Source organism: Variovorax paradoxus NBRC 15149 (assembly GCF_001591365.1).
GTDB classification, from domain to species: domain Bacteria; phylum Pseudomonadota; class Gammaproteobacteria; order Burkholderiales; family Burkholderiaceae_C; genus Variovorax; species Variovorax paradoxus.
The window spans coordinates 2,091,871-2,104,816 of sequence record NZ_BCUT01000001.1; the positions used below are offsets into that span (position 1 = coordinate 2,091,871).

Annotated in this window: 11 protein-coding genes; 3 read left to right on the forward strand and 8 right to left on the reverse strand. The window is 69.3% G+C overall.

The genetic code is table 11. The features are described 5' to 3' along the window. Positions 1-4: 4 nt before the first annotated feature. The 4 genes from VPA02S_RS09775 to VPA02S_RS31965 all read right to left on the reverse strand — a co-directional run bounded on the left by VPA02S_RS09775 (position 5) and on the right by VPA02S_RS31965 (position 7,021). Positions 5-1,717: a ShlB/FhaC/HecB family hemolysin secretion/activation protein gene (locus tag VPA02S_RS09775; protein ID WP_244883432.1), complete on the reverse strand. Its 1,713-nt coding sequence runs from the start codon at positions 1,715-1,717 to the stop codon at positions 5-7. Positions 1,718-2,091: 374 nt separating this feature from the next. After that, positions 2,092-4,245 (reverse strand): CHAT domain-containing protein, encoded by a 2,154-nt coding sequence (locus tag VPA02S_RS09780; RefSeq protein ID WP_062363638.1) that lies wholly within the window; start codon positions 4,243-4,245, stop codon positions 2,092-2,094. Between the two features lie 425 nt (positions 4,246-4,670). Beyond that, entirely contained in the window at positions 4,671-6,857 is a 2,187-nt protein-coding gene (locus VPA02S_RS09785; RefSeq protein ID WP_062363641.1) for a catalase, read from the reverse strand. Further along, positions 6,854-7,021, reverse strand: a complete 168-nt coding sequence (locus tag VPA02S_RS31965; protein ID WP_012745663.1) for a hypothetical protein — start codon at positions 7,019-7,021, stop codon at positions 6,854-6,856. Before VPA02S_RS31965 ends, VPA02S_RS09785 begins: the two co-directional genes overlap by 4 nt. A 336-nt stretch (positions 7,022-7,357) precedes the next feature. On the opposite strand from VPA02S_RS31965, the gene VPA02S_RS09790 reads away from it, so the two are divergent. Continuing rightward, a complete protein-coding gene (locus VPA02S_RS09790) occupies positions 7,358-8,176 on the forward strand; it encodes a transglutaminase-like domain-containing protein (protein WP_062363643.1) in 819 nt (272 codons plus the stop codon). A gap of 10 nt (positions 8,177-8,186) precedes the next feature. Here VPA02S_RS09790 and ligD read toward each other — a convergent pair whose 3' ends face one another. The 3 genes from ligD to VPA02S_RS09805 form a co-directional block, all read right to left on the reverse strand. Further along, the gene (ligD, locus tag VPA02S_RS09795; RefSeq protein WP_080515714.1) at positions 8,187-9,095 is read right to left on the reverse strand and encodes a non-homologous end-joining DNA ligase; all 909 of its coding nucleotides are present in this window, start codon (positions 9,093-9,095) and stop codon (positions 8,187-8,189) included. Next, positions 9,092-10,117, reverse strand: a complete 1,026-nt coding sequence (gene ku, locus VPA02S_RS09800; protein WP_012745660.1) for a non-homologous end joining protein Ku — start codon at positions 10,115-10,117, stop codon at positions 9,092-9,094. Before ku ends, ligD begins: the two co-directional genes overlap by 4 nt. A gap of 130 nt (positions 10,118-10,247) precedes the next feature. Next, positions 10,248-11,261: a M14 family metallopeptidase gene (locus VPA02S_RS09805; RefSeq protein WP_062363646.1), complete on the reverse strand. Its 1,014-nt coding sequence runs from the start codon at positions 11,259-11,261 to the stop codon at positions 10,248-10,250. 182 nt (positions 11,262-11,443) lie between these two features. On the opposite strand from VPA02S_RS09805, the gene VPA02S_RS09810 reads away from it, so the two are divergent. Then, a complete protein-coding gene (locus VPA02S_RS09810) occupies positions 11,444-11,716 on the forward strand; it encodes a hypothetical protein (RefSeq protein WP_062363649.1) in 273 nt (90 codons plus the stop codon). Positions 11,717-11,725: 9 nt separating this feature from the next. Here the strand turns inward: VPA02S_RS09810 and rpe are convergent, their stop codons facing one another. Further along, positions 11,726-12,424, reverse strand: a complete 699-nt coding sequence (rpe, locus tag VPA02S_RS09815) for a ribulose-phosphate 3-epimerase (protein WP_062363652.1) — start codon at positions 12,422-12,424, stop codon at positions 11,726-11,728. 72 nt (positions 12,425-12,496) lie between these two features. Between rpe and apaG the strand changes: the two genes are divergently transcribed. Beyond that, a complete protein-coding gene (gene apaG, locus VPA02S_RS09820; RefSeq protein ID WP_012745656.1) occupies positions 12,497-12,892 on the forward strand; it encodes a Co2+/Mg2+ efflux facilitator ApaG/CorD in 396 nt (131 codons plus the stop codon). Positions 12,893-12,946 lie beyond the last annotated feature (54 nt).

Here is a 12,946-nt window from a genome sequence, read left to right on the forward strand (position 1 = left end):
GCCCTCAGAAGGTCTTTTGCGCCTGCACGTACAGCCGCGGGTTGCGCCCGCCGCCGTCGGTGCGCGCGGGGTCGGTGCCGGCGCGCCAGGCCAGCGTGGCATTGATGGTGAAGTTGCCGGGCCGCGTCCAGCTCAGGCCGATGCCCGCGCCGCGCAGGCTGCGCGAACGGGGGCCGCTGTCGAAGATCGTCGGGTTCTTGGTCTGGCGCCCGTGCGCCGCGTCGTAGAACAGGAAGGGCGTGAACTCGGCATCGAGCGACCAGCGCCATTCCACGGTGCCGATCACGCCCTGGTCCACCAGCAGTTCGCCCGAAGGGTAGGCGCGCCCGGCACGCGCGCCGCCCAGCGAGAGTTTTTCCGAGGCATCGAGGTTCTTGCTGGCCCACTGGCCGCCCAGCGCCAGGTACAGCGAATGCCGGGGCAGCACCGCCTGCAGGCGCGAGAGCTGGAAGGTGGCCTTGGTGAAGCCGCCCTCGGTGCGGTGCCCGCCCAGGCCCTGGTCGGTCTGCAGGCTGTCGGCGTCGCGGATCGAGAGCCGGCCGTGGTAGAGATTGCCGGTGCTCGCCCAATAGCCGCCGCCCAGCCAGTCGTCGCGGCGCTCCCAGGTCCAGCCCAGGCCGAAGCCGCGCACCCGCTTGCGCGCCGAGAAGTCGACCGCCGTGTACTCGTCGGTGAGCTTCTTGCTGTCGGCCGACAGGCGCAGGAACAGGTTGTGCTGGCGCTGGCGGATCACCGGGTAGCTCAGCGAGACGTCGAACACGTCGGCCTTGCCCTGCGCGCCCAGTTCCGAGAACTCGCCGCCCAACTCGTAGTTGACGCGCGCCAGCCCGAGGCCCGCGCGCAGGCCGCTGCTGCCGATGGGCGCCTCGTAGGCGACGCGGCCGAACTGCAGCGCATTGCCGTTGGAGACCATGGCGCGCACGTCCAGGTTGTCGCCGATGCCCAGCGGGCTCGCCCAGCGCATCGTGCCGCCGAGGCGGTAGCGGCCCGATTCCTTGGTGCCGTGGTTGTCGGCCTCGGCCGCGAAGGCCCAGCGCGGCGCCGGCGCCACTTCCACCGACAGGTCGGTGGTGCCCGGCTGCGTGCCTTCCTGCAGCGCGGACGAGACCTTGATGCCGGGCTGGTCCGACAGCAGCAGCATCGAGCGTTCGTAGGCCGGTGCGTTGACGGCCTCGCCGGGCTGCAATGGCGCAAGGAAGCCGCGCACGCGCGCCTCGCTGATGGCCGCATCGGGTGCAACGATCACTTCGACCTTGCCGAGCCGGCCTTCGATGACGCTGATCTCGACGATGCCGTCGCGCACGGTCTGCACGGGCACGACGGCCTGCGCGAGGAAGTAGCCGCGCTCCTTGTAGCGCGCGGTGATGGCCTGCGCCAGGCTTTCGAGATCGCCGAGCGTGACGTCGCGCCCGATGTACGGTGCGGTGATGCCCTGCAGTTCCTCGTTGCTCAGGGCCTTGACGCCGTTGAGCCGCAGGTCGTTGAGCTTGAATCTGGCCGCAGGTGGCTGCGGCGGCGCGGGCAGGCTCTGCGGCGCCACGGTGCCAGTGGCCTGCGCGAGGGGGCGGTCGCAGCTGCCGCAGGGATCCTTTGTCGGCAGCAGCGCATTGGCATCGGCCTCTGCCGCGTGGGTGCGCTGGGCGGCAACGAGAAGCGTTGCGCTCACCAGTGCGGCGACTGCGAGGGCGATCGGGGTGGAGCGTTGGATTGCGCGCATCTGCATCTCAGTGCTCCACCGCGTGTTGCTGTTGTTGGGGGCGCTGCTGTTCAGGGTGCTGTTGTTCAGGGCGCGTGCACAGGCCACCGGGTACTCCCCTCCGCGAATGTCCCCCGCCTTCGGCTCCTCCTTTATTTCGCTGAGGGGAGCACCCGATGCCCTGCGCACGATGAGCGCGGTCGTTGTGCTGGCCGATCAACGACCGCTGCGCATGACGATCACGTCGATGGGGTGCCTTGCGCAGCGAAATCAAGGAGGAGGCCGAAGGCCGGGGGACATTCGCGGAGCAAGGTACCCCGTCGGCGTGATCGCGGCCCGAACAACAAACTTCAAACACAACACCACAAACAGACATGGCAGTTCTTCTTTTCATGTCAGCTCCCCACCGTGAGACGCCAGTTGCCGATCAGGTTGAACGGCGCCCAGAAGAAGGGGTGGGACATCTTGGGATCCTTCAGCACCGCCAGCTGCCCGGCCTGCATCGCCTTCTGGATGTCGCGGCCCTTCGCCAGCTCGCCGTAGAGCGTGCCCATGAGCACCGCGGTTGCGTCGTCCGACACCGGCCACAGCGATGCGATCAGGCTCGAGCTGCCGGCCGAGAGAAAGGAGCGCGTGAAGCCCAGCACCTCGTCGCCCTGCGCGATGCGCCCGAGCCCCGACTCGCAGGCCGACAGCGTCACCAGCGCCGTGCCGTCCATCGGCAGGCCGAGGATCTCGTGCGCCTCCAGGAAATTCTGCTTGCCGCCCTCGTTGGCCAGCAGGATGCGCGAGTACAGCGGATCCACCGCGTCGGCCTCCGCATGCGCCGCCACGTGCATCAGCGGCGAGCGCGCGGCCACGTCGCGGAACTGCGTCTTGGTGGCCGCGGCGCCCATGTACACGGCGTTGCGCGGGAACAGCTGCGCGAGCTGCTTCACCTCGACCTCGGCGCCCGGCAGGTCGTACTTGTCCTCGATGCGCGGGTTGCCGAAGGCCGTGAGCGACGCGCCCACGCGCGGCGAGCGCTGCGCGAGCTGCACCGCGATGCTGATCGATGGCGCCACCGCCACCGGATGCGTCTCGATCACGTAGCGCCCGTCGAGCCGCAGCGCCTGGAACGGCAGGTAGTGCAGCGGCCCGTGCGGCACCACGATCAGCCGCTGCCCCGGCGCCAGGCCCAGCGGGCCGAGCAGCGCGGCGCCGAGCTTGTCGGCATTGGTGATGGCCGCGCGGCGGCCGCGCACGATGGAGTTGCGGAACACCTCGACCAGCTCGGTGAGCTCGTCGCGGCGCACCGGCACCGTCCTGGCCTCGATGCCGGCCGGGCCGACCACCCACACCAGCAGCCGGTCGGGCAGCGAATGGAACTGCACCACGCGCTCGTCGGGCGCGAGCATGCCCTGCAGCGCGGCCAGGTCCACGGTGGTCGCGGCGCGCTCGTTGATCTTCGCGCGGCCGCGCACCGCATCGAGCAGCGCGCGCGAGCGGCTGCGCTCGCTCACCTCGAAGGCCTGGCGCGCATCGCCCGCGTCGCTGTAGATCGAGACGCCGCGCTCGAACACCGACTGCAGGTCGGAGAACAGGCCCATCTTGAATTCTTCGCTGCGGAACCTGGCGCGCACCTGGTCGATGCCGCCCAGCGCGCGCGCCACGGCCTCGGCCGCGGCCTGCTTCTGGCCGAGCGCAAGTTCGCTGCGCGCCACGCCGTCCCAGGCCCAGAGGCGGTAGTACTCGGTGTCGGTGCCGACCTGCCGCGCGGTGAGCGCGCGGTAGAGGTCGCGCGCCTCGGCCGGCTTGTTCTCGGCCAGCAGCAGCCGCGCGCGGGTGCGGTCGAGCTGCGCCGTGAGCGGCGCGTCCCGGGGCGGCGCCATGCCCCCGAGCACTTCGCGCGCCCTGGCGGCGTCGCCCGATTCGATCAGCGCATTGACGAGCGAGGCCTGCACCAGCGGCGCATAGCGCGACGAGCTGTTGGCCAGCGCCTCGTCATAGCTGATGACGGCGCCCGCGTAGTCGCCGCGGCGGGTGCGCACGTCGCCGATCACCTTCTGCACCGGGCCGACCACCAGCTTGGGATCGCGCGCCGGATGCTTGAGCGCCTCGCGCGCGAATTCCTCGGCCTTCTCGAGCTGGCCCGAATAGCTGTAGACGATGGCCAGGTCGCGGTTGGCCATGGCCAGCAGGTTGGGATCGCTCGTGGCATTGGCCAGGTGCAGCGCCTTGCTGGCGGCGCGCACGCTCTGGCGGAATTCGCCGGCCTCGGCCAGCGCCACCGCCTGGCTGCAGTACTGGTAGCCGGACAGCTTGACTGCATCCTGCCCGTAGAGCACCGCGCCCTCGCTGGTCAACGCCAGCAAGGTGTCGGTGTCGGCGAGCCGGGCCTGCTCCGCCCGGCCGGCCGCGGCTTCGGCATTCGGCCCCTGCTGTGGTTGCTGCGCCGATGCCAGGGGCCCATGGCCCAGCAGAAGAATGGCTGCCAGCCCCAGCGCACCCGCGGCCCCTGCACGACGTGCCGAGCGCTCCCGTTCCGTTCTTCTCGAAAACCACGTCATTGGACCCCCGCGCGCGGCCCGTGTGCCCGCGGTTGCGGGGGTCGACGCCGCGGAAGTGCGCGCCGTTCAGGCCTCGTGGGGAAAGTCTAGGAGCGGCCCCCTGCGGCGCCTATTCGCAAGAAGGCCTAGCGCGAACGGACTAGGGCCTGTTAACGCTACGGAAGGGGATCGCGTTGCTTCGCCAAGGGGCTGGATGCAAGGCGCCCGGGCGCAGCAAGGCTTTGGCCTTGCAAGCGCGGGCAACGCCGCAGACGGCCCCTTGGCGAAGTAACCCGAAGGGAAGCTCGCCACAGCCCGCCCCTCCGCGTTGCGCTCCTTGTGCGTGCGCATGCACGCACGGCGTCACGCGCCTTGATGGGCGGGCTGTGTCGAGCTTCGCGACCCCTTCCGTAGCGTTAACAGGCCCTAGGACCGCAGGCCCTGCATCAGGCGGGAATCGCATCGATGTTGGCACGGTCCCAGTGGCGGTGCCTGGCGATCGCGGCGATGAAGGCCTGCGCGATCTGCGTCGCCTCGCTGGTGTCGCCGAGGTTGGTGACCGGCGTGGCCGCCACGATGATGCCGGCGGGCGCATCGCCCTGCTGCGCGTTGGCGCCGATGCCGAGCGTGGAGAGCAGCTGCACGCCGTCGCCCACGGTGCAGATGGCCTTGCAGTGCTTGTACGCCTCCAGCACGAAGTGCACCGCATCGCCCATGCCCGCCAGCGCCGCCACGCCCTGGGCGCCGCCGGGGATCAGCACGGCATCGAACAGGACCGACGGCCCGTTGGCAAAGGTCATGTCGACGTCGATCTGCCGCTTCGATGCGCTGGCGATGGTGCCCAGGCGGGCGCCCACCACCTTGCACTTGCCGCCGGCCTGCTCGAGCGCATCGCGGATCGGCTTGAGCGAGGCGGAGTCGATGCCGTCGGCCGCGAGGATCGCGATCTTGCGCGTGCGGATCGAGCCGTCGCCGCTGTCGGCCATGCTGAGCGCGGGCGACTCCTCGATGGGCAGGGTCATGCGGTGCTCGCGGTAGCCCGCGCGGCCCGCGGCCGCCTTGGCGTCCGGCGCGCCGATGCCCAGCGGCTCGGCCACGCGGCGCGCGAGCTTCTCGTCGACGTGCGCCAGGTTGTCGACCATGCGCTGGCGGATGGCCGGCACGTCGACCTTGGAGAGCTCGAAGCGGAAGGCCGCAACGATGTGCTCCTTCTCGGCCGCGCTCTGGCTGTTGAAGAACAGCCGCGCCTGCGTGAAGTGGTCGTCGAAGCTCGGGCTGCGCCGGCGCACCTTGGGCGACTCGAGCTCGTCGGGATGCGGCTGGAAGCCGACGCTGCCGCCGTCCACCCTGAACTCCTTGCCGTCGCCCAGCGAGTTGGGCTCGTAGGCCACCTGGCCGCGCGCGATGGTCTGGCGGTGCATGCCGTCGCGCTGGAAGTTGTGGAACGGGCACACGCTCTTGTTGATGGGCAGCTCGTGGAAGTTGGCGCCGCCCAGGCGCGAGATCTGCGTGTCGGTATAGGAGAACAGGCGCCCCTGCAGCAGCGGGTCGTTGCTGAAGTCGATGCCGGGCACCACGTGCCCCGGATGGAAGGCCACCTGCTCGGTCTCGGCAAAGAAATTCTCGGGGTTGCGGTTGAGCACCAGCCGGCCGATGCGCTGCACCGGCACCATCTCCTCGGGGATCAGCTTGGTGGGATCGAGCAGGTCGAAGCCGAGCGAATCGGCCTTGTCGGGCGGCACCAGCTGCACGCCGAGCTCCCACTCGGGAAAGTCGCCCTGCTCGATCGCTTCCCACAGGTCGCGGCGGTGGAAATCGGGGTCCTTGCCCGCGACCTTCTGCGCCTCGTCCCATGCGAGGCCGTGGATGCCGAGCTTGGGCTTCCAGTGGAACTTCACGAAGTGGCTCTCGCCGCGCAGGTTGACGAAGCGGAAGGTGTGGACGCCGAAGCCTTCCATCATGCGCAGGCTGCGCGGAATGGCGCGGTCGCTCATCGCCCACATCAGCATGTGGGTGCTCTCGGGCATGAGCGAGACGAAATCCCAGAAGGTGTCGTGCGCGCTGGCGGCCTGCGGCATCTCGTGGTGCGGCTCGGGCTTGACGGCGTGGATCAGGTCGGGAAACTTCATCGCGTCCTGGATGAAGAACACCGGGATGTTGTTGCCCACGAGGTCGTAGTTGCCCTCGCGGGTGTAGAACTTGACGGCAAAGCCGCGCACGTCGCGCACCGTGTCGGCCGAGCCGCGCGAGCCGGCCACGGTGGAAAAGCGCACGAAAACGGGCGTCTTTGCGTCCGGGTCCTGCAGGAAGTCGGCGCAGGTGAACTGCGACATCGACTTGTAGACCTGGAAATAGCCATGCGCCGCCGAGCCGCGCGCATGCACCGCGCGCTCCGGGATGCGCTCGTGGTCGAAGTGCGTGATCTTCTCGCGCAGGATGAAATCTTCGAGCAGCGTGGGCCCGCGCACCCCGGCCTTGAGCGAATTGTGGTTGTCGGGGATCTGAAGACCCTGGTTGGTCGTCAGATTGGGCGCATGATCGGTTGCGAATCCATCGAGCTGCTGCTGCTTGGCGTTGCTGCCGTCCGTGGCCTTCGAGCGGCGTCCGGCGGCGGCCTTGTTCTGAGGCGTCATCGAGGGTCTTTCATGGGAGGGTCGGCTTCGTTGTCGAGAAAGAGGTCCAGCACGTTCACCAGCGCAATCAGGCAGATGAAGCCCGCCACGGCGGCCACCACCCAGAACAGGATTTCATCCCCCCAAGCACCGGTGAGTGAATCGAACAGCGACGACAGATCCATGATTCGCTCCAGCAGATCAGATTGAACAACTCGATGCTTGCGCTGCGGCCTCCATGAAGCCACGAAAGCGGGTTCGCGGGGGCAGTTGCGAGCGAATCCAAAGGTTATGTTTTTCTCACACTGTTACCCGTAGTGGCGCCTCGCCCGCGCTTGTGGGAGAGGCGGCGTCTACGCGGTAGGAGCGCACCGACAGCGGCTGGCTGCCGCCTACGCGGGCTGGCGTGTCGGCCCGCATCCGCGCCCGGTGCGCAGCCGTAGCATCGAACACGGTCGGCACGAAGCCTGCTTGGGCATTCGTGGACCGAAGCCATTCACACAGGGAAGAAAGAAAGAAACATGCAGATCAAGATCGGTTTCGACATCGAACTCGCCGTCACGGCGCCCACCGCACTGGTCTACATGCTGCATGTCCACCCTTCGCGCGCGGCGGACCTGCAGGACGGTGAGCACGTCACCCTCACGCCGCCGCTGCATACCGACTACTACATGGACGGCTTCGACAACCATTGCGCGCGCGTGCGCATTCCCGCGGGGGTAGCGAGCGTGCGGCTGCGCAACCATGCGGTGGTGTTCGACCCGGGCTGGGCCGATCCGGTGGACTTCGGCGCCGTCGAGCACGCGGCGGCGGACCTGCCGGTCGCCACCCTGCCCTTCCTGCTGCCGAGCCGCTACTGCGAGGTCGACAGCGAACTGCTCGCGTTCGCCTGGAGCAACTTTTCCAGCGTGGCGCCGGGCTGGCACCGCGTGCAGTCCATCTGCGACTTCGTGCACGAGCACCTGCGCTTCGACTACCAGAGCGCGCGCGCCACGCGAACGGCGCTCGAGGGGTTCCGCGAGCGCACGGGCGTGTGCCGCGACTTCGCCCACCTGGCGATCACGCTGTGCCGCTGCATGAACATTCCCGCGCGCTATGCCACCGGCTACCTGGGCGACATCGGCATTCCGCCCGTGCCCTCCCCGATGGACTTCAGCGCCTGGTTCGAGGTGTACCTGGGCGAGCGCTGGTACACCTTCGATGCGCGCCACAACGTGCCGCGCATCGGCCGCATCGTGATTGCGCGCGGACGCGACGCGGCCGACGTGCCGATCACCATGGTGTTCGGCGCCAACTCGCTCAAGCGCTTCGAAGTGACGACCGAGGAAGTGCCGCAGTAGGCTCGCGGCTCTACGCGGGCAGGAAGCCGAGCATCTGCATCGCGGCGCGAAGGCCGGTGCGGCTGCGCTCCATCGCGTCCCAGGGCGTGTTGCCGGTGGCCAGGCGCGGGCCGATGTTCGCCACCGTCCAGTGGGCGGCGCTGTCCAGGTCGGGCAGCTCTTCCCAGGCGAGCGGCACCGACACGCCCATGCCCGGCCGCGCGCGCGCCGACCATGCGCTCACGGTGGTGGCGCCGAAGCCGTTGCGAAGGTAGTCCGCGAAGATCCGGCCCACGCGGTTGCGCGGCCCGCTCTTGGCCACGAAGCGCTCGGGCACGGTGCGCGCCAGGTGCTCGACGATGGCCCGCGAGAAGCCGCGCACCTCGTCCCAGCCGAACTGGCGCCGCAGCGGCACCACCACGTGCAGCCCCTTGCCGCCGCTGGTCTTGAGGAACGACGGCAGGCCGAGCTCGTCGAGCAGCACGCGCACCAGCAGCGCCGCCTCCTGCATCTGCTGCCAGTCGATGCCTTCGCCGGGATCGAGGTCGAAGGTCATGCGGTCGGGCTTGCCGAGGGCGCGCGAGGTGGCGTTCCAGGTGTGCAGCTCGACGGTGTTGAACTGCGCCGCGCCGACCAGCGCCTCTGCGGTGTCGATCTGCAGCAGCGGGTCGTGGCCCGGGTCGAGCGCGGGATCGAGCAGCTTGATGCCCGCGATGTCGCTGTGCTGCGCATGCTTCTGGAAGAACAGCTCGCCGCCCACGCCGTCGGGCGCGCGCACCAGCGCCACCGGCCGCCCTTCGAGGTGCGGCAGCATCAGCGGCGCGACGCGCGCGTAGTAGGCCGCGAGATCGCCCTTGGTGAGGCCGCTGGCGGCGTCGATCAGGCGCTCCGCGTGGGTGATGCGCGGCGCCTTCTGCGCCGTGGCCATGCGCGCGCTCATGCCGCGCGGCGCCGGGCGGTGGCGCTCTTGGCCGCGCTGCGCTTGCGCGCGGCGCTGCTGCTGCTGCTGCTTTTTGCGGCGGCCTTGCCTGGGGCCCGGGGCTTGGCCTTGGACCTCGGTTTGGTTGCCGCGGGCGCCTCTTCTTCTTCATCGCCGCTGTCTTCGCCGGCCGCGGCCGCCTTGCCGCCGCCACCGCCCTTGCGCAGGCTGCGCTGCAGCAGCTCGGTGAGGTCGATGATCTTCGCGCCGCGGCTCTCCAGCGCCTGGCCTTCCTCGGGCTCGATCTGCGTCACGGTCTCGGTCTGGCCCGCGGCCACCTTGCGGTCGACCAGGCGCAGGATCTCGTCCTTGAACTCGTCCTTGTAGTCGTCCGGGTCCCACTCGGCGCTCATGTCCTCGACCAGCTGCTCGGCCATCTTGATCTCGTGCTCGCGCAGCCCCGCCTTCTTCGCGTCTTCCGACGGCAGCGGCAGTTCGGTCCAGGGCCGGATGTCGGCGCCCCAGCGCAGCAGGTTCAGCACCAGCCCCGGGCCCACCGGCACGAGCGCGGCCAGGTGCTGCTTGGTCTGGATCACCACGCGCGCCACGCCGATGCGCTGGGTGCGCTGCAGCGTCTCGCGCAGCAGCGCGTACACCTTGGTGCCGCGGTTGATGGGCGCCACGTAGTAGGGCCGCTCGAGGTAGACGAAGGGAATGCCGTTGGCGGGCACGAAGCTCTCGATCTCGATGGTCTGCGTGGTCTTGGGATAGGCGTCGGCAATCTCCTTGTCGCTCAGCACCACGTATTCGCCGTCTTCGTACTCGATGCCCTTGACGATGTTCTCGCGCGCGATCTCCTTGCCGGTCTTCTTGTTGATGCGCTTGTAGCCGACCGGGTCCATCGTGCGCTTGTCGAGCCAGTCGAAGTCGATGGCGTGGTCGGTGGTGGCCGAGTACAGCGCCACCGGGATGTGGACGAGGCCGAAGCTGATCGCGCCCTTCCACAGGACGCGCGGCGCGGGGGCTTTTTTCGAGACTGCCATGGACACACTCCTTCAGCCTCGAGACTCTGCGCCCCGGGCCGCTCGGCGATGTAGGAGCGCGGCGGCGCCTGCCGTAAGGCGCAGGCCGGCGTTTTCTCTCCCTCCCCTTCCGGGGGAGGGAGCAAATGCTTCAGGCCGATGGCGCGTGCGCCACGGACCCGAGCACGCGCTCGCTCGGGCGCGCGAAGTAGAACCATTCGGCGCCGGGCAACGCCAGCGCGTTGGGAAAGACGATGAAGCCGTCGTCCGGCGCGCTCACCAGCGTGCCGTCGTGGCGCATGCCGATGGGTTCGCCGCGCTGCACCGCATCGAAGGTGGCCCAGTCGCGCACGAAGCTGTCGTCCTCGTGCAGCCGGTCGGTCACGCTCGCCAGGCGCAGCAGCCGGGGCGGCGCGGGCGGCGTGCCCGCCAGGCCCTGTGGCAGCGCCGCCATGCCGAGCAGCGCGAGCGCGCGGCGGATGGCGCGCCAGGCCACCTCGGGCGCCTTCGGGTCCCGGTGCTGGCCGCATTCGAGCGTGACGCCGTAGCCGCCGCAATTGCGGATGTACTCGTTGGTGCCGCGGCCGAAGTCGATCGCGTCCTCGCCCACCGCGATGCCGGCGGAGCGCTGCGCGAGCCCCGCGGCATAGATGTCGAGCCAACCCTCCACCACGATGGGCGTGCCCAGGTGCAGCGCCAACAGCCCTTCCTCGCTGGCGCGTGCAAAGGGCTCGAGCGTGCCGGCGTTGTCGCGCGGGCCGATCATCGCGAAGGCCTCGCCCTCGCTCTGGAAGGAATGCAGGTCGAGCAGCACGTCGTGCCGCTCGATGATGGGGCACAGCACGTTGGTGACCCGGTCTTCGTAGTCCGCGGGCGCAGCGCTCGGCTTGAACAGGCGGTTGAGGTTGCGCTCGCCTTCGCGCTGCAGGCGCCGCCGCGCCAGCGGGTTGGCAACGGGCACCAGCGTGAGCTGCCCGCGCCGCAGCCGGAAGGTGCCGCCGTCGAGCTCGGCCAGCACGCGCTCGATGCCCGCCGTGCCGCAGGTCTCGTCGCCATGCACGCCGCCCAGCACGAGCAGCCGCGGGCCCGGCTCCAGCGCGGCGAAGGTATGGATGCGCAGGTTGTCGGTGGCGGCAGCAGCGGCGGCAAGAGGATCGGAGGACATCCGGGCGATTATTGCGGAGGCCTTCCCCTGCGCGCAAAGACGCTACTCGTTTCATAGCGGCGCAGCGCGGCGCGCCGTGCCTACAGGGCATGCCTGGGCTGTCCTACCGGCTGCGGCCGGCGCGCCATGCAGGCTCGATCGTGGATGCACACAGACACCGCAGCGAAAAGGAACCGAGCGCCATGAGCAGCACCAAGCCCCGTACCAAGGATCCGGCCGACCCGAGCGACCCGCTGCGGGACGCCGGCGGCGGCGACACCAAGACCCGGCAGGGCGGCGATTCGGCGCCGCGCCTGCCGCACGAGCGCGACGAGTCTTCCGACAGCCAGCAAACGCCGAACGGAACGCCGCCCGAGATCGGCCGCAAGGGCCACGAGGACATCGAACGCGGCAGCGTGGACACCGACCGCGGGCCGGTCACGGACCGCGTCTACAACGACAAGGTCAAGCGCTGAGCCGGGGTTTTATTTGCCGGCCACGCCCGCCAGCTGGTCGCGCATGGCCGAGATCACCGCCGCGTAGTCCTTGGCATTGAAGATCGCGCTGCCGGCCACGAAGGTGTCGGCGCCGGCGGACGCCACGCGCGCGATGTTGTCCACCTTGATGCCGCCGTCCACCTCCAGCCGGATGTCGCGCCCGCTCTGCTCGATGCGCTTGCGCGCGAGCTCGATCTTGCGCAGCGCCGAATCGATGAAGCTCTGCCCGCCGAAGCCGGGGTTCACCGACATGATCAGGATCAGGTCGATGTCGTCGATCGCCCAGTCCAGCGCCTCCAGGCCCAGCCCCGGGTTGAACACCAGCCCCGCCTTGCAGCCCGCGCCCTTGATGGCCTGGATGCTGCGGTTCACGTGCGGCGAGGCGTCGGGGTGGAAGCTGATGTAGTCGGCGCCCGCTTCCGCGAAGGAGGCGGCCAGCGCGTCGACCGGCTGGATCATCAGGTGCACGTCGATCGGCACCGCCTCGCCGTCGGCCGTCTTGGCATAGGGCTTGAGGGCCTTGCAGATCATCGGGCCGAAGGTCAGGTTGGGCACGTAATGGTTGTCCATCACGTCGAAATGGATCCAGTCGGCGCCGGCGGCGATGACCTTGGCCAGTTCGTCGCCCAGGTGGGCGAAATCGGCCGAGAGAATGGAGGGGGCGATGCGGAACGGCGTGCTGCTCATGCCCCCGATTGTCGCAGCCGGCGGAAAACCCGGAAAGCAGTGCAAGAGAAGGCTCCAGTTACCATCGCGCGCATGCCGCACAGCCCCATCCGCGTCCAGGTCGAACCGCGCTATCTCGCAGACCAGTCCTCGCCCAAGGACAAGATCTACACCTTTGCCTACACCGTCACCGTGACCAACGAGGGCGAGACCAGCGCCCAGCTCATCGCCCGCCACTGGCTCATCAACGACGCCTCGGGCCATGCGCAGGAGGTCAAGGGCCTGGGCGTGATCGGCCAGCAGCCGCTCCTGGCGCCCGGCGAATCGTTCCGCTACACCAGCGGCTGCCGCCTGCAGGCGCCCAGCGGCACCATGCACGGCAGCTACTTCATGGTGACGGAAGACGGCGAGCGCTTCGACGTGCCGATTCCGATGTTCGTGCTGGAGGCGGACATCGGCGGGGCGCCCGTCTCACGGGTACTTCATTAGCTCGCCCCCAGTCTTCGCGCACTTCGTGTCGCTACGCCAACCCCCTACCGGGGG